Here is a 16393-nt window from a genome sequence, read left to right as displayed (position 1 = left end):
GAGTGTCTCTGATCGCTTCTGACCACTTCCGCATCGTTGTCGGCCTCGGCAAGAGCGGCATGTCCCTGGTTCGCTTCCTGGCGAACCGGGGCACGTCGTTTGCTGTGGCCGACACGCGGGAAAATCCACCGGAACTGGCCACGCTCAAGCGTGACTATCCGCACGTGGAAGTGCGTTGTGGCGAGCTGGACGTCGAATTCCTCTGCCGTGCCGACGAGCTTTACGTGAGCCCCGGCCTGGCGCTGGCGACCCCGGCCCTGCAAGCCGCCGCTGCCCGTGGCGTGAAAATGTCCGGCGACATCGAACTGTTCGCGCGTAACGCGCGGGCGCCGATCGTCGCGATCACCGGCTCCAACGCGAAAAGCACCGTGACCACGCTGGTCGGCGAGATGGCGGCTGCGGCGGGCAAACGCGTCGCCGTTGGCGGCAACCTCGGCACCCCGGCGCTGGACCTGCTCAGCGATGACGTCGAGCTGTACGTCATGGAGTTGTCGAGTTTCCAGCTGGAAACCACCGACCAGCTCAACGCCGAAGTCGCCACCGTGCTGAACATCAGCGAAGACCACATGGATCGCTACAGCGGTCTGCCGGCCTATCACCTGGCCAAGCACCGGATCTTCCGGGGCGCGAAGCAATTTGTGGTCAACCGTCAGGATGCCCTGAGCCGTCCATTGATCGGTGAAGGTCAGCCATGCTGGACCTTTGGCCTGAGCAAACCGGATTTCAAGGCGTTCGGTATTCGCGAAGAAGACGGCGAGAAGTACCTGGCCTTCGAATTCCAGAACCTGATGCCGGTGCGTGAACTGAAGATTCGCGGCGCGCACAACCAGTCCAACGCCCTCGCCGCATTGGCACTGGGTCACGCGGTGGGCCTGCCGTTCGACGCCATGCTCTCTGCATTGCGTACGTTTGCCGGCCTCGAGCATCGCTGCCAGTGGGTGCGCGATCTCGACGGCGTGGCCTATTACAACGATTCCAAAGCCACCAACGTTGGTGCGGCTCTGGCCGCCATCGAAGGTTTGGGCGCGGACATCGACGGCAAGGTCATTCTGATCGCCGGCGGTGACGGCAAAGGCGCCGAATTCAACGATCTGCGCGATCCGGTGGCGGCCAACTGCCGCGCCGTGGTGCTGATGGGGCGTGACTCCGACAAGATCGGCGAGGCCATTGGCGATGCCGTGCCGCTGATCCGCGCGACCTCGCTGGTCGACGCCGTCGCGCAATGCCGCGCCGCTGCCCAGCCGGGTGACGTGGTGCTGCTGTCGCCGGCCTGCGCCAGTTTCGACATGTTCAAGAATTACGAAGACCGTGGTCACCAGTTCGTCCGCGCTGTGGAGGAACTGGCATGAACTTGAGAAACATCATCAAGCCGTACCCGTCGCCGCTGATCACCGGGCGTGGCATCGACCTCGACTTCCCGATGCTCGCCGGTTGCCTGGCGCTGCTCGGCCTGGGCCTGATCATGATCGCTTCGGCGTCCACCGAAGTGGCGGCGGCGCAGTCGGGCAGTCCGCTGTATTACATGATTCGCCACCTTATCTATGTGGTGCTGGGCCTGGGTGCGTGCATTGTCACCATGATGATCCCGATCGCCACTTGGCAGCGCCTCGGCTGGATGATGCTGATCGGTGCGTTCGGCCTGTTGGTGATGGTGATCATCCCCGGCATCGGCCGCGAAGTGAACGGTTCGATGCGCTGGATCGGTTTCAGCTTCTTCAACGTGCAGCCGTCGGAAATCGCCAAGGTGTTCGTGGTGATCTACCTCGCCGGTTATCTGGTGCGCCGGCAGAAAGAAGTGCGCGAGAGCTGGATGGGCTTCTTCAAGCCGTTCATCGTCCTGCTGCCGATGGCCGGTCTGTTGCTGATGGAACCGGACTTCGGTGCCACCGTAGTCATGATGGGCGCGGCGGCGGCGATGCTGTTCCTTGGCGGGGTCGGGCTGTTCCGCTTCTCGCTGATGGTGGTGCTGGCGGTTGGCGCGGTGGTTTTGCTGATCCAGATGCAGCCGTATCGAATGGCGCGTCTGACCAACTTCGCCGACCCGTGGGCCGACCAGTTCGGCGCCGGTTATCAGCTGTCGCAGGCCTTGATCGCTTTCGGTCGCGGCGAGTGGCTGGGCGTCGGCCTGGGCAACAGCGTGCAGAAACAGTTTTATCTGCCGGAAGCGCATACCGACTTCGTGTTCTCAGTGCTCGCCGAAGAACTCGGTGCAGTCGGTTCGCTGTGCACCGTCGCGCTGTTCGTGTTCGTGTGTATTCGCGGCATGTACATCGGCCTGTGGGCGGAGAAGGCCAAGCAGTTCTTTGCCGCTTACGTGGCTTACGGCTTGTCGTTCCTGTGGATTGGTCAGTTCCTGATCAACATCGGTGTGAACGTCGGCCTGCTGCCAACCAAGGGTCTGACCTTGCCGTTCCTCAGTTACGGCGGCAGCTCGCTGGTGATCTGCTGCGCCTGTCTGGGCCTGTTGCTGCGCATCGAGTGGGAGAGTCGAACCCACCTGGGCAGCGAAGAGATGGAATTCCAGGAGAGCGACTTCGCCGAGGAGCCGACTCATGGGCGCTAACGTATTGATCATGGCCGGCGGTACCGGCGGCCACGTGTTCCCGGCGCTGGCCTGTGCCCGCGAGTTTCAGGCGCGCGGCTACACCGTGCACTGGCTCGGCACGCCACGCGGGATCGAAAACGAACTGGTTCCGGCGGCAGGGCTTGAACTGCACCGGATCAACGCCAGCGGTCTGCGCGGCAAGGGCAAGCTGTCGCTGCTCAAGGCGCCGCTGATGCTGCTGAAATCGGTGTGGCAGGCGCGGGCGATCATGCGCCGCCTGAAACCGGTGTGCGTGGTTGGCTTCGGCGGTTATGTGACCGGCCCCGGCGGTCTTGCCGCAAAACTGGCCGGCGTGCCAGTGATCGTTCACGAGCAGAACGCTGTCGCCGGCACCGCCAATCGGTTGCTGGTGCCGTTCGCCGCCCGAGTGTGTGAAGCGTTCCCCGACACCTTTACTCTGTCGGACAGCCGCCGTACCACCGGTAATCCGGTGCGCAGCGAGCTGTTCCTCGACACATCGCGACCGGCGCTGACCGGGCGCAAAGCGCGTTTGCTGATCCTTGGCGGCAGCCTGGGCGCAGAACCGTTGAACAAATTGCTGCCTGAAGCCCTGGCCCAAGTCGCTGCCGACCTGCGCCCGGAAGTGTTTCATCAGGCCGGCAAAAATCACGATGAAGTGACTGCCGAGCGTTACCGCGCCGTGGGTGTGGAAGCGCAGGTGCAGCCGTTCATCAAAGACATGGCCCAGGCCTATGGCTGGGCTGACCTGGTGGTGTGCCGCGCTGGCGCGTTGACCATCAGTGAGCTGGCGGCCGCCGGTCTGCCCTCGATGCTGGTGCCTTTGCCCCACGCGATCGACGATCACCAGACCCGCAACGCCGATTATTTGGCCCGCGAAGGCGCTGCCTTCCTGATGCCGCAAAGAACGACTGGTGCCGCGGATCTTGCCGCGCGCCTGACAGAGGTCTTGATGCAACCGCAACGACTTGAAGCAATGGCCCAAGTGGCCCGCCGACTGGCCAAACCCGATGCCACCCGTAGCGTGGTCGATACCTGTCTGGAGGTGGCCCATGGTTGAGAATCAGAAAGCCATGCCACAACCGGAAATGCGCCGCATCCGTCGCATCCACTTCGTCGGCATCGGCGGCGTGGGCATGTGCGGTATCGCTGAAGTGTTGTTGAACCTGGGCTATCAAGTCTCCGGTTCCGACCTGAAAGCCTCGCCGGTCACCGAGCGCCTGGAAACCTTCGGCGCGCAGATCTTCATCGGTCACCGTGCCGAGAACGCCGCTACCGCCGACGTGCTGGTGGTGTCGAGCGCGGTAAACACGTCCAACCCGGAAGTGGCGACTGCCCTTGAGCGCCGCATTCCAGTGGTGCCGCGCGCAGAAATGCTCGCCGAGCTGATGCGCTATCGCCACGGCATCGCCGTCGCCGGTACCCACGGCAAAACCACCACCACCAGCCTGATCGCTTCGGTGTTCGCGGCCGGTGGTCTGGACCCGACATTCGTGATCGGTGGTCGCCTCAATGCAGCGGGCACCAATGCCCAGCTCGGCACCAGCCGTTACCTGATTGCCGAAGCCGACGAAAGCGATGCGAGCTTCCTGCATCTGCAGCCGCTGGTGGCCGTGGTCACCAACATCGACGCCGACCACATGGCGACCTACGACGGTGACTTCAACAAACTGAAGAAAACCTTCGTCGAATTCCTGCACAACCTGCCGTTCTACGGTTTGGCGGTGATGTGCCTGGACGATCCGGTGGTGCGCGAAATCCTGCCGCTGGTCAAGCGTCCGACCGTGACCTACGGCTTCAGCGAAGACGCCGATGTGCGCGCGATCAATGTCCGTCAGCAGGGCATGCAGACCTTCTTCACCGTCTTGCGCCCGGATCGCGAGCCGCTGGATGTGTCGGTGAACATGCCCGGCAACCACAACGTGCTCAACTCGCTGGCGACCATCTGCATCGCCACCGACGAAGGCGTCAGCGATGAAGCCATCGTTCAGGGCCTGTCAGGCTTCCAGGGCGTCGGTCGACGCTTTCAGGTCTACGGCGAGCTGCCGGTGGACGGCGGCAACGTGATGCTGGTCGACGACTACGGTCACCACCCGACCGAAGTCGCTGCGGTGATCAAAGCTGTGCGCGGTGGCTGGCCGGAGCGTCGTCTGGTGATGGTCTACCAGCCGCACCGCTACAGCCGCACCCGTGATCTGTACGACGACTTCGTCAATGTACTGGCCGACGCCAACGTGCTGCTGCTGATGGAAGTCTATCCGGCCGGCGAAGAGCCGATCCCTGGCGCCGACAGCCGCAAGCTGTGCAACAGCATCCGCCAGCGCGGTCAGCTCGACCCGATCTACATCGAGCGGGGCGTTGACCTGGCGCCGTTGGTCAAGCCGCTGCTGCGCGCCGGCGACATTCTGCTGTGCCAGGGCGCTGGTGATATCGGCGGTCTCGCGCCGAAGCTGTTGAAAAGTGAATTGTTCGCCGGCGCCGTGGCGGCGCCGGTCGAGGGGAAGTTGAAATGACTGCTGCCTACGCCAAGCTGTTCTCCACCATCGCGCCGAAAGACTTCGGCCGCGTCGCCGTGCTCTTCGGCGGCCTGAGTGCCGAGCGTGAGGTTTCGCTGAAATCCGGCAACGCCGTGCTCGAGGCGCTGCAAAGCGCTGGCGTCGATGCGTTCGGCATCGATGTCGGTGAAGACTTCCTGCAGCGTCTGCTCAGCGAAAAGATCGACCGCGCGTTCATCATTCTCCACGGTCGCGGCGGTGAAGACGGCAGCATGCAGGGCCTGCTCGAGTGCGCTGGCATCCCTTACACCGGCAGCGGCATTCTTGCTTCCGCACTGGCGATGGACAAACTGCGCACCAAGCAGGTCTGGCACAGCCTTGGCATTCCGACGCCACGTCACGCCGTGCTGTGCAGCGAAGCCGATTGTATTTCGGCGGCGACGGAACTGGGCCTGCCTTTGATCGTCAAACCGGCGCATGAAGGTTCAAGTATCGGGATGGCCAAAGTGAATTCTGCGTCCGAGTTGATCGACGCATGGAAAGCGGCCAGTACCTACGATTCGCAAGTCTTGGTTGAGCAATGGATTCAAGGTCCGGAGTTCACCATCGCCACCCTGCGTGACCAGGTGTTGCCTCCAATCGCCCTGGGTACACCGCACACATTTTACGACTACGACGCCAAGTACATCGCCAACGATACCCAGTACCGCATTCCGTGCGGGCTGGACGCGGCCAAGGAACAGGAACTCATGGAACTCACGGCCAAGGCCTGTGAGGCGCTGGGTATCGCCGGTTGGGGTCGGGCGGACGTGATGCAGGACGCCGACGGGCAGTTCTGGTTCCTCGAAGTCAATACCGCACCGGGCATGACCGATCACAGCCTGGTGCCGATGGCGGCGCGGGCTGCCGGTCTGGATTTCCAGCAACTGGTTCTGGCCATTCTGGCCGCCAGCGTTGAAGACGCAGGCGCAACAGAGGCGCGAGGTTAAGACCATGCAAGGCGCTCATCTCAGACATCAGCCACCCGCACCCGGCCGCAAGCCGGTGCCGCGGGGTGCCAGCCGAATGGTGGCGAAAGAGCCGATGTCCGCGCGCCTGCCGAAAGCCAATTTCAGCTTTCTGAAAAGTCTGTTCTGGCCGGTGCTGCTGGTGGCGCTGGGGTTTGGCACCTACGAAGGCGCGCAGCGTTTGCTGCCGTACGCCGACCGGCCGATCAGCAAGATCGCGGTGCAGGGCGACCTCAGCTACATCAGCCAGCAGGCGGTGCAGCAGCGGATCGCGCCGTTCGTGGCGTCGAGCTTCTTCACCATCGACCTCGCCGGTATGCGTACCGAGCTCGAGCAGATGCCCTGGATCGCCCACGCCGAAGTGCGTCGGGTGTGGCCGGATCAGGTAGTGATCCGCCTCGAAGAGCAATTGCCGGTGGCGCGTTGGGGCGACGAGTCGTTGCTCAACAACCAGGGCCAGGCGTTCACGCCCAAGGAACTGGCGAATTATGAACACCTGCCGCAGCTGTTCGGCCCACAACGGGCTCAGCAGCAGGTAATGCAGCAGTATCAGGTGCTGAGCCAGATGCTGCGGCCGCTGGGTTTTTCGATCGCACGCCTGGAATTGCGTGAACGCGGCAGCTGGTTCCTGACCACCGGTGCCGGCAGTTCCGGCCCCGGCATCGAGTTGCTGCTGGGACGCGGCAACCTGGTGGAAAAGATGCGCCGCTTTATCGCCATCTATGACAAGACGCTGAAAGAGCAGATTACGAACATTGCGCGCATCGATCTGCGCTACGCCAACGGCCTCGCTGTTGGCTGGCGGGAACCCGTAGCGCCGACGACAGCCCAACCCGCTGTCGCAAAGAATTAAGAAGAGGCAGGACCCATGGCAAACGTGCAAAGCGGCAAAATGATCGTCGGTCTGGATATCGGCACCTCCAAAGTGGTGGCGCTGGTAGGCGAGGTCGCGGACGACGGCCAGCTGGAAATCGTCGGGATCGGCACGCATCCGTCCCGCGGCCTGAAGAAGGGCGTGGTGGTCAACATCGAATCCACCGTGCAGTCGATCCAGCGCGCGATCGAAGAAGCCCAACTGATGGCCGGCTGCCGCATTCACTCGGCGTTCGTCGGGGTGGCCGGCAATCACATCCGCAGCCTGAATTCCCACGGCATCGTTGCGATCCGTGATCGCGAAGTCAGCTCGGCTGACCTTGAGCGTGTGCTCGACGCCGCTCAGGCCGTAGCGATCCCGGCTGACCAGCGCGTGCTGCACACCCTGCCGCAGGATTACGTGATCGATAACCAGGAAGGCGTGCGCGAGCCGCTGGGCATGTCCGGCGTGCGTCTGGAAGCCAAGGTTCACGTGGTTACCTGCGCCGTCAACGCTGCTCAGAACATTGAAAAATGCGTGCGTCGCTGCGGTCTGGAAATCGACGACATCATTCTCGAGCAACTGGCCTCGGCCTACTCGGTCCTCACCGACGACGAGAAAGAACTGGGCGTGTGCCTGGTCGACATCGGCGGCGGCACCACCGACATCGCGATCTTCACCGAAGGCGCGATCCGTCACACCGCCGTAATCCCGATTGCCGGTGATCAAGTGACCAACGACATCGCCATGGCGTTGCGCACCCCGACCCAGTACGCCGAAGAGATCAAGATCCGTTACGCCTGCGCCCTGGCCAAACTGGCCGGTGCCGGTGAAACCATCAAGGTGCCGAGCGTTGGCGACCGTCCACCGCGTGAGCTGTCGCGTCAGGCCTTGGCCGAAGTGGTCGAGCCGCGTTACGACGAACTGTTCACCCTGATCCAGGCCGAGCTGCGTCGCAGCGGCTACGAAGACCTGATCCCGGCGGGCATCGTGCTCACCGGCGGTACGTCGAAAATGGAAGGCGCCACTGAACTGGCCGAAGAAATCTTCCACATGCCGGTGCGCCTCGGTGTGCCGCATGGCGTGAAAGGTCTGGATGACGTGGTGCGCAACCCGATTTATTCCACTGGCGTCGGCTTGTTGATGTACGGCCTGCAAAAGCAGTCCGATGGAGTTTCGTTCTCCGGCATCGGCAGCCGCGACAGCTACAGCAGCGAAGAGCCTCAGGCGCCGCTGCTGGACCGACTGAAAAAGTGGGTTCAGGGCAATTTTTAAAAGCTTTACCGCAACACCGCTACAAACAGCAGTAGGCGAAAAAACTAGAGAATGTAAGGAGAGGGAAAATGTTCGAACTCGTAGACAACATCCCCGCAAGCCCGGTAATCAAAGTTATCGGTGTCGGCGGTGGCGGCGGCAACGCTGTCAATCACATGGTCAAGAGCAACATCGAAGGCGTTGAGTTCATCTGCGCCAACACCGATGCTCAAGCGCTGAAAAACATCGGCGCGCGGACCATCCTGCAACTGGGCACCGGCGTGACCAAAGGCCTGGGTGCCGGCGCCAACCCGGAAGTCGGCCGTCAAGCCGCTCTGGAAGACCGCGAGCGCATCGCTGAAGTCCTGGCTGGCACCAACATGGTGTTCATCACCACCGGCATGGGCGGCGGTACCGGTACCGGTGCAGCGCCGATCATCGCCGAAGTGGCCAAGGAAATGGGCATCCTGACCGTTGCGGTCGTGACCCGTCCGTTCCCGTTCGAAGGCCGCAAGCGTATGCAGATCGCCGACGAAGGCATTCGCATGCTTTCGGAAAGCGTCGACTCGCTGATCACCATTCCGAACGAAAAACTGCTGACCATTCTCGGCAAAGACGCAAGCCTGTTGTCGGCTTTCGCCAAGGCTGACGATGTCCTGGCCGGTGCCGTTCGCGGTATCTCCGACATCATCAAGCGTCCGGGCATGATCAACGTCGACTTCGCCGACGTACGCACCGTGATGAGCGAAATGGGCATGGCGATGATGGGCACTGGCTGCGCCAGCGGTCCGAATCGTGCACGTGAAGCCACCGAAGCGGCAATCCGCAACCCGCTGCTGGAAGACGTCAACCTGCAAGGCGCGCGCGGCATTCTGGTGAACATCACCGCCGGTCCTGACCTGTCCCTGGGTGAGTACTCCGACGTGGGTTCGATCATCGAAGCCTTCGCTTCCGAGCACGCGATGGTCAAGGTCGGTACCGTTATCGATCCGGACATGCGCGACGAGCTGCACGTGACTGTGGTTGCCACCGGTCTGGGCGCGAAAATCGAGAAGCCTGTAAAGGTCATCGACAACACCGTTCACACCTCCATGGCTTCGGCGCAGGTGCAACAACCGGCTCCGGCCCGTCAGGAGCAGCCAGCGGTGAACTACCGTGATCTGGACCGTCCGACCGTCATGCGCAACCAGGCTCAGGCCGGTGCTGCGGCTGCCGCGAAGATGAATCCGCAGGATGACCTGGATTACCTGGACATTCCGGCATTCCTGCGTCGTCAGGCCGATTGATGGAATGTATCAGGGCTATGAAGGTGATTGGTGTTCAGCAAAGGCATGGTCTGCTATCATCGCCAGCCTTTGTTGATACCAGTTCGCAATTTGCGCTGAAGCGGCCCAAGCCATGATTAAACAACGCACACTGAAAAATATTATCCGTGCCACAGGTGTAGGCCTGCATTCCGGCGAGAAGGTCTATCTGACCCTCAAGCCTGCGCCTGTCGACACTGGCATTGTGTTTTGTCGCGCTGACCTCGACCCTGTGGTGCAGATTCCTGCCCGCGCGGAAAACGTCGGTGAAACCACTATGTCGACGACGCTGATCAATGGCGACGTCAAAGTGGACACGGTAGAGCACTTGCTCTCGGCCATGGCTGGCCTGGGCATCGATAACGCCTACGTCGAGCTCTCCGCGTCCGAAGTCCCGATCATGGATGGCAGCGCTGGACCCTTCGTATTCCTGATTCAATCGGCAGGCCTGGAAGAACAGGACGCCGCCAAGAAATTCATCCGCATCCTGCGTGAAGTGACAGTGGAAGACGGCGACAAGCGCGCCACTTTCGTCCCTTTCGAAGGCTTCAAGGTGAGCTTCGAGATCGATTTCGATCACCCGGTATTCCGGGACCGCACCCAGAGTGCAAGCGTGGATTTTTCCAGCACTTCGTTCGTAAAAGAAGTCAGTCGCGCCCGTACCTTTGGTTTCATGAGTGACATCGAGTACCTGCGCAAGCACAACCTCGCACTCGGCGGCAGCGTGGAAAACGCGATCGTGGTCGACGCTGATGGCGTGTTGAACGAAGACGGCCTTCGTTATGAAGACGAATTCGTCAAACACAAGATCCTCGACGCGATTGGCGACCTGTACCTGCTGGGCAACAGCCTGATTGGTGAGTTCAAAGGCTTCAAGTCCGGTCATGCACTGAACAACCAGCTGCTGCGCAAATTGATTGAGCAGACAGACGCTTGGGAAGTGGTGACGTTCGAAGACGCCAGCACCGCACCAATCTCTTACATGCGCCCGGTTGCGGCGGTGTAAGTAAAAAACCTCTCTAGTTTTTTGAAGGCCATCCTCGGATGGCCTTTTTTTATGCCCTTTCAAAAGCAAAAGATCGCAGCCTTCGGCAGCTCCTACAGGGGAACACATTCCAGATGTAGGAGCTGCAAAAGGCTGCGATCTTTTGACTTTAAACTGACACTACAATGCGATTACGCCCGCCTTCCTTGGCCTGATACAGCGCCTTGTCCGCCGCAAACAGCAACTGCTCCAGGGTCATCTCGCTCGCCGTCGTCCATGTGGCGATGCCGATACTCACCGTCATCGCCCGCTCAGCGCCTTCAACCCAGGGCAAGTTTTCCACAGCCCGGCGAATCTGCTCGGCGATCTGCTGCGCCCCGGCGCTGTCGGTCTCGGCGAGAATCACCGAAAATTCTTCACCGCCATACCGCGCGACCAAATCCGCCGGGCGCCGCACGTTCGCGGTGATTACCTTGGCCAGTTCGCGCAACACCTGATCCCCAGCCTGATGGCCATGGCGGTCATTGAAGGCCTTGAAGTGGTCAGCATCGATCATCATCACCGACAGCGGCTGGCCGGAGCGCTGCGCGCGGAACCATTCGTGGCGCAGGGTCTGGTCGAGCATGCGTCGGTTGGCAACGCCGGTCAGATCATCGGTGGCAGCCAGTTGCGCCAGTTCGCGTTCGGCGCGATGGCGCAAACGCAGTTCCCGAGCGAGCAGCCAGGTCAGCCACAACAGCCCCAGGCACAAGACGCCGGTGGCGCCGCTGATCAGGATCGCCGTGCGCCGCCAAGTGCCGAACACCTCCTCGCTGGACAGCGCGACCATCACCGTCAACGGCAGATTGCCCACCCGCGAGTAGGTATAGAGCCGGCGTTGTTTATCCATGCTCGAGGTACTGGTGAAACTGCCGCTGCCATCGCGATCGTTGAGAATCCGCACGACGTTGGGCCGGTTGCCGAAACTCTTGCCGACCGAATCGCTTTGCAAATAGGGCTTCTGCGCGAGCAGCACGCCATCGCTGTTGATGATGTTCAGTGTGCTGTCGGTGCCGATGTCGAGGCTTTTGAACAGGTCGTCGAAGTAGTCGAGTTTCAGCGACGCCACCGCTACGCCGAGGAATTCACCGGTCTGCGCGGAGATGCGCCGGCTGAAGCTGATGCGCCACTGATCGGCTTCTTCACAATCGCAACGGGTCTTGAACGGGCGGCTGATGAACATGCCCATGTCACGGTTGAACGCATGGGCGAGGAAATAATCGCGGTCGGCGAAATTGCCCGGTTTCGGTTCGATGCGCGAGGAGTCGGCGATCACCTCGCCATGCTTGTCGAGCAGGAGGATGTCGCCCTTGAAACGCGCGGTGGCAGAGCGATCGAACAGTGCCAGATGACGGATCTGCGGCGAGACGTTCTGCAGGTCGTCACGCTGAGCGGCGGCGATCAGGCCTTGCAGCGTCAGGTCGTACAGCTCGACGGTGCGCAGCACATCGGCATCGATCAATTGCGCAATCGTGGTGGCGCGACGGGTGGCGGTTTCCTGCGCACTGGCGTACTCGCGGATCAGCAGGAAGGTGACGATGCACACCATCGCAATCACGGTCAACAGGCTGCCAAGGATCAGCAGGCGCTCGGGGCGACCGGTAAGGCCTGTGATGGAGGGCGTGCGGCTGGCGATCATGATGGGGAGCCGGTTGGAGTGGTTTCATAAGCTTAGTTGGGCTGACGCCGGACGAACCTGTGGGAGCGAGCCTGCTCGCGAAAGCGGTGTGTCATTCAACACAGATGTTGACTGACAATCAGCTTTCGCGAGCAGGCTCGCTCCCCACAGGGTAGATCACAGGATCTGAAAAACGCAGCGCCGATCTTAGAAGACGTCGACCGGGTAGTCGATGATCACGCGGTATTCATCTGTATCCGAATCAATCGCGCCGTAGCCGTTGCCGCCACGGTTGGTGGCCCATTGCAGGCGCACCGCGAGATCCTTGGCCTGGCCGCTTTGCACGACGTACTGCAAATCGATGTCGCGTTCCCAATGCTTGGCGTTATGGCCGTCGGCGCTGTACCAGCTGGAATAGCCTGCGCTGTTCGGGTCGGCTTTGGTCAGATCCACCGTGCCGCGTGAATAGGACAGCGCCGAGGTCAATCCGGGCATGCCGAGGCCAGTGAAGTCGTAAGCGTACTTGAGCTTCCAGGAGCGTTCGTTCGGGCCGTTGAAGTCCGAATACTGCTGCGAGTTGTCGAGGTAAACGCTGTCGCCCTGGCTGATGTAGTCGAACGGCGTGTTGCCGTTGACCCGCTGATAGGCGGCAGTGACGCTGTGGCTGCCGATGCCGACGGTGAGATGCGCGCTCCAGGTGTTGTTGTCGATATCGCCGAGCAGCGCATCACCGGTGTCTTGCGTGTGGTAGAAGTGCACGCCCGGGTTGAGGCTTATCACATCGTTCAAGTGCCAGGTGTAGTCGAGGTCGTAGTAGTACTGGTTCCAGATGTCCTTGAGCTCGGACGCGTAAAGGCTGCTCGTCAGGCCTTCAACGCCGCTCCAGGCCACTCCGGCCCAGTTCAAGTGTTGGCTGTCATCGCCATCGGCGAGCGTGCCGTAGGACGTGCCGATTCGGGTATGACCGCTCTGGTTATACGGCTTGGTGAAACTGGCCTGGCCACCTTCGATCAGCCAGCCGTCGAAGCTGCGGTTACTCAGGCTGATGCCACGAAAGGTCTGCGGCAGCATCCGCGTGTCGCCGCCGGCAATCACCGGGTTGGTGAGGAACTGGTCACCGGCCTTCAGTTCGGTATCGAATGCTCGCAGCTTCAGGGTCCCGCCGGCGGTTGAAAACGAGCCCGGCGCTTTGCCGTTGCCGTCGCTGATCGGCAGGATGCTCGAACCGTCGGTACCGCCTCCGCCATCGAGTTTCAAGCCGAGCATGGCATGAGCATCGACGCCGAAGCCGACCGTGCCTTCGGTATAACCCGATTCGAAAACCCCGAGAAAACCTTGCCCCCATTCAATGTTGTCGTCCGCTTTCTGCAAGCGGTTGCGATTCATGTAGTAGTTGCGGGCATTGAGGCTGAGGCTTGAGCCTTCGACGAAACTTTGTTCAGCGAGCTCGTCGGCGTGGGCGGCGGAAGCAATCGTTGCGGCAATTGCAATGAACAGCGGGGTGAGGCAGGCAGGGTAAAACACGTGCGGTGGAGCTCCTTGGGTCAGCGGGCCGCTCTGGTTCATGAGCGGCTTGATGTTTCTTGTTTTTTCAGACGCGCCAGACGGCTTTCAGACCACAACGAAAAAAGGCCGCTGAATGGCAGCGGCCTGGAGTGACGACGGTTGAACGGGAAGAGCCAAACAACCGCGTCGAGGGAAACCTTTCGCGGTGCGACTCAGCTGTCTTTCTCGAGCGCTTGAGCCTGGGAAGTAGCGGCCTGCGGGGATTGCGTCGCGTCTTGAGCCTTGGCCATCACTTCGGCCTGATGCTGATCGAATGCCTGTGCGCGCGCGACGTTGTGCGCCACGAACGCTTGCGATTCTTCAGCCATCGCCATCGGCGACAGGATCAATGAGGACAAAACGAATGCGCTGGCAATACCCATACTGTTGGACATCTTGAAAACCTTCTCGCTTGGCGAGTGCTGTTTGGTGCGGGCAAAGATAAGGTTGCCGGGGGTTGGGAAACAGCGCGATTTTCATAAATGACTGTTACAGCAAAAGCAAAGATCGGCACGGGTAACAACCCGGTCTGTGCGTGATGGTGGCCTGTGGCGAGGGGATTTATCCCCGTTGGGCTGCGAAGCGGCCCCAAGAATTCCAGCCTCAAAGATTCTTGGACCTTGTGCACAGGATTTGCGACTGCTGCGCAGCCGAGCGGGGATAAATCCCCTCGCCACAGGGCTTGGCTGAGCATTCAGACCGGGAGATGGATGCCAAAGGTGTTCATGCCCCGATCACTGCGCACAAACACATCCCCGCCATGCATCAGCGCAATCGCCTTGACGATCGCCAGCCCCAGGCCGTGGTTATTGCCGCTGTTGCTACGCGAGGCATCGACCCGATAAAACCGTTCGAACAACCTCGGCAGATGCTCGCTGGCAATCGGCGTCCCGGGATTGGCCACGCCAATGCTCACCTGGTGTTCTTCAACCTCGATGCGCACCTCGATCACCTGGCCCGGATCGGTATGCTGCACCGCGTTGCTGAGCAAGTTGATCAACGCCCGGCGCAGGTGCGCGACCTCGATTTGCACTTGCGCATCGCCGCTGACCTGCACTTCAACCTGCGCGTCCTCAAGAATGAAATCCAGATAGTCCAGTGTCGTCGCCACCTCATCAGCCAGTGACGTCGAGGTCAGTTTGGTCGCCTTGTTGCCCTGATCGGCGCTGGCCAGAAACAGCATGTCGTTGATGATCGAGCGCAGTCGCTCAAGCTCTTCGAGATTGGATTGCAGCACTTCGAAATAGTGTTCGGCGGAGCGCCCGCGAGTCAGTGCGACCTGGGTCTGGCCGATCAGGTTGGTCAGCGGCGAACGCAGTTCATGGGCGACGTCGGCGTTGAACGATTCCAGCCGCGAATAGGCCAGTTCAACCCGTTCCAGAGTTGAGTTGAACGATTCGACAAACTGCTCCAGTTCCGGCGGCAGCGGCGACAGACGCAAGCGCCCGGCGCGCAGTGGTGGTGCCAGACGCTGGGCTTCCTGCGACAGTTTGATCAACGGCTTCAGACCGATTCTTGCGACCCAATAGCCCAATGCCGAGGCCAGCAGCACCCCGACAATCGCCAGACTGATCAGGGCGATGAGCAAGTGATGCTGGGTCTGATGCAGCGTCTCGGTGTCGATGCCGATCATGAAGCGCAGCGGCGGGCGCTGATCCTTGGCGGGGAACTGACTGACCAGCACTTTCAGTGGGTAGGGTTGATCGGGCAGTTGCAGATCGTGCATGCCCAACGGGCCATTGATGGCGGCACGAATCTGCGGGGTGAGATTGCCGTATTCGTAGCGCGGATCACCGCTGCTGATCCAGAAACTGATGCGCTTGTCTTCCTCGCCGAGCAGTTTGAGCTTGTTGTTGATCTTCACCCAATGCTCCGGCGTGCCGTAACGCCCGACGGTGGATTCGAGCACGCTGTACCGCGCATCCAGCTCGGCTTCGGGCAACAATCCCAAGCCCTTGTCGACCTGTTGATACAGCGCGCCGCCAATTAACAGAAACACCACCAGCGCCACCAGCGTGAACATGCCGCTCAGGCGCAAGGCAATCGAGTTACTGGACACCACGGCTCTCCAGCACATAACCCATGCCGCGAATGGTGTGCAGCAGTTTTTCGTTGAACGGCCCGTCGAGCTTGGCGCGCAGGCGTTTGATCGCGACTTCGACGACGTTGGCGTCACTGTCGAAATTGATGTCCCAGACCATTTCCGCGATGGCGGTTTTCGAGAGAATTTCGCCTTGGCGCCGGGCGAGCACACTGAGCAGGGAAAATTCTTTCGCCGTCAGGTCCAGGCGCGTGCCGGCGCGGGTGGCCTTGCGGCTGATCAAATCGATCCACAGGTCGGCGATGGTCACTTGCACCGGTTCGTGGCCGCCGCTGCGCCGGGTCAGCGCTTGCAGGCGGGCGACCAGTTCGAGAAAGGAAAACGGTTTGCCGAGATAATCGTCGGCGCCGTCGCGCAGGCCCTTTATCCGATCTTCGACGCGCTCGCGGGCGGTGAGCATGATCACCGGGGTCTGCTTGCGCGCACGCAATGCGCGCAGTACGCCGAAGCCATCGAGCCCCGGCAACATGACGTCGAGGACGATCACGGCGTAATCGCATTCCAGCGCCAGATGCAGGCCTTCGACGCCGTCGCGGGCAAGGTCCACGGTATAGCCCTGTTCGGTCAGGCCCCGGTGCAGATAGTCCGCGGTTTTTTCTTCGTCTTCGATAATCAGAACGCGCATGACC

At 61.2% G+C, this 16393-nt stretch carries 14 protein-coding genes; 9 read left to right on the top strand and 5 right to left on the bottom strand.

The features are described from left to right. Nucleotides 1-2 precede the first annotated feature (2 nt). From murD to lpxC, 9 genes are all read left to right on the top strand, one after another. Complete coding sequence (gene murD, locus AB4N41_RS03800) at nt 3-1349, top strand: UDP-N-acetylmuramoyl-L-alanine--D-glutamate ligase (protein WP_076564071.1); 1347 nt, start codon at nt 3-5, stop codon at nt 1347-1349. Then, nucleotides 1346-2563, top strand: a complete 1218-nt coding sequence (gene ftsW / locus AB4N41_RS03795) for a putative lipid II flippase FtsW (RefSeq protein WP_016773276.1) — start codon at nt 1346-1348, stop codon at nt 2561-2563. Before murD ends, ftsW begins: the two co-directional genes overlap by 4 nt. After that, nucleotides 2553-3623, top strand: coding sequence for an undecaprenyldiphospho-muramoylpentapeptide beta-N-acetylglucosaminyltransferase (gene murG, locus AB4N41_RS03790; protein ID WP_460138345.1), 1071 nt, complete (start codon nt 2553-2555; stop codon nt 3621-3623). Before ftsW ends, murG begins: the two co-directional genes overlap by 11 nt. Then, entirely contained in the window at nt 3616-5076 is a 1461-nt protein-coding gene (gene murC / locus AB4N41_RS03785) for a UDP-N-acetylmuramate--L-alanine ligase (RefSeq protein ID WP_024014243.1), read from the top strand. The genes murG and murC overlap by 8 nt, the downstream gene beginning before the upstream one ends. After that, on the top strand, nt 5073-6047 hold the full coding sequence (locus AB4N41_RS03780; protein WP_016773280.1) for a D-alanine--D-alanine ligase: 975 nt from the start codon (nt 5073-5075) through the stop codon (nt 6045-6047). Before murC ends, AB4N41_RS03780 begins: the two co-directional genes overlap by 4 nt. 4 nt (nt 6048-6051) lie before the next feature. Then, nucleotides 6052-6918, top strand: coding sequence for a cell division protein FtsQ/DivIB (locus tag AB4N41_RS03775; protein ID WP_039761388.1), 867 nt, complete (start codon nt 6052-6054; stop codon nt 6916-6918). Nucleotides 6919-6933: 15 nt separating this feature from the next. Continuing rightward, on the top strand, nt 6934-8193 hold the full coding sequence (gene ftsA, locus AB4N41_RS03770; RefSeq protein ID WP_016773282.1) for a cell division protein FtsA: 1260 nt from the start codon (nt 6934-6936) through the stop codon (nt 8191-8193). A gap of 68 nt (nt 8194-8261) precedes the next feature. Continuing rightward, nucleotides 8262-9458, top strand: a complete 1197-nt coding sequence (gene ftsZ, locus AB4N41_RS03765) for a cell division protein FtsZ (protein ID WP_016773283.1) — start codon at nt 8262-8264, stop codon at nt 9456-9458. 112 nt (nt 9459-9570) lie between these two features. Beyond that, a complete protein-coding gene (lpxC, locus tag AB4N41_RS03760; RefSeq protein WP_007916984.1) occupies nt 9571-10482 on the top strand; it encodes a UDP-3-O-acyl-N-acetylglucosamine deacetylase in 912 nt (303 codons plus the stop codon). A 148-nt stretch (nt 10483-10630) separates the two neighbouring features. Here the strand turns inward: lpxC and AB4N41_RS03755 are convergent, their stop codons facing one another. The 5 genes from AB4N41_RS03755 to AB4N41_RS03735 all read right to left on the bottom strand — a co-directional run bounded on the left by AB4N41_RS03755 (nt 10631) and on the right by AB4N41_RS03735 (nt 16389). Further along, nucleotides 10631-12139: a sensor domain-containing diguanylate cyclase gene (locus tag AB4N41_RS03755; RefSeq protein WP_252876878.1), complete on the bottom strand. Its 1509-nt coding sequence runs from the start codon at nt 12137-12139 to the stop codon at nt 10631-10633. A gap of 186 nt (nt 12140-12325) precedes the next feature. Continuing rightward, nucleotides 12326-13642, bottom strand: coding sequence for an OprD family porin (locus AB4N41_RS03750; protein WP_252876877.1), 1317 nt, complete (start codon nt 13640-13642; stop codon nt 12326-12328). Nucleotides 13643-13836: 194 nt separating this feature from the next. Continuing rightward, entirely contained in the window at nt 13837-14058 is a 222-nt protein-coding gene (locus AB4N41_RS03745) for a hypothetical protein (protein WP_016773285.1), read from the bottom strand. Between the two features lie 299 nt (nt 14059-14357). Beyond that, the gene (locus AB4N41_RS03740; RefSeq protein WP_252868270.1) at nt 14358-15722 is read right to left on the bottom strand and encodes a heavy metal sensor histidine kinase; all 1365 of its coding nucleotides are present in this window, start codon (nt 15720-15722) and stop codon (nt 14358-14360) included. Beyond that, nucleotides 15712-16389, bottom strand: coding sequence for a heavy metal response regulator transcription factor (locus tag AB4N41_RS03735; protein WP_016773287.1), 678 nt, complete (start codon nt 16387-16389; stop codon nt 15712-15714). The genes AB4N41_RS03740 and AB4N41_RS03735 overlap by 11 nt, the downstream gene beginning before the upstream one ends. Between the last annotated feature and the right edge of the window lie 4 nt (nt 16390-16393).

The sequence above is a fragment of the Pseudomonas sp. S2_A10 genome, from assembly GCF_054668465.1.
Note: the sequence above shows the minus strand (reverse complement) of the source record. Positions and strands in the feature narration are given on the sequence as shown.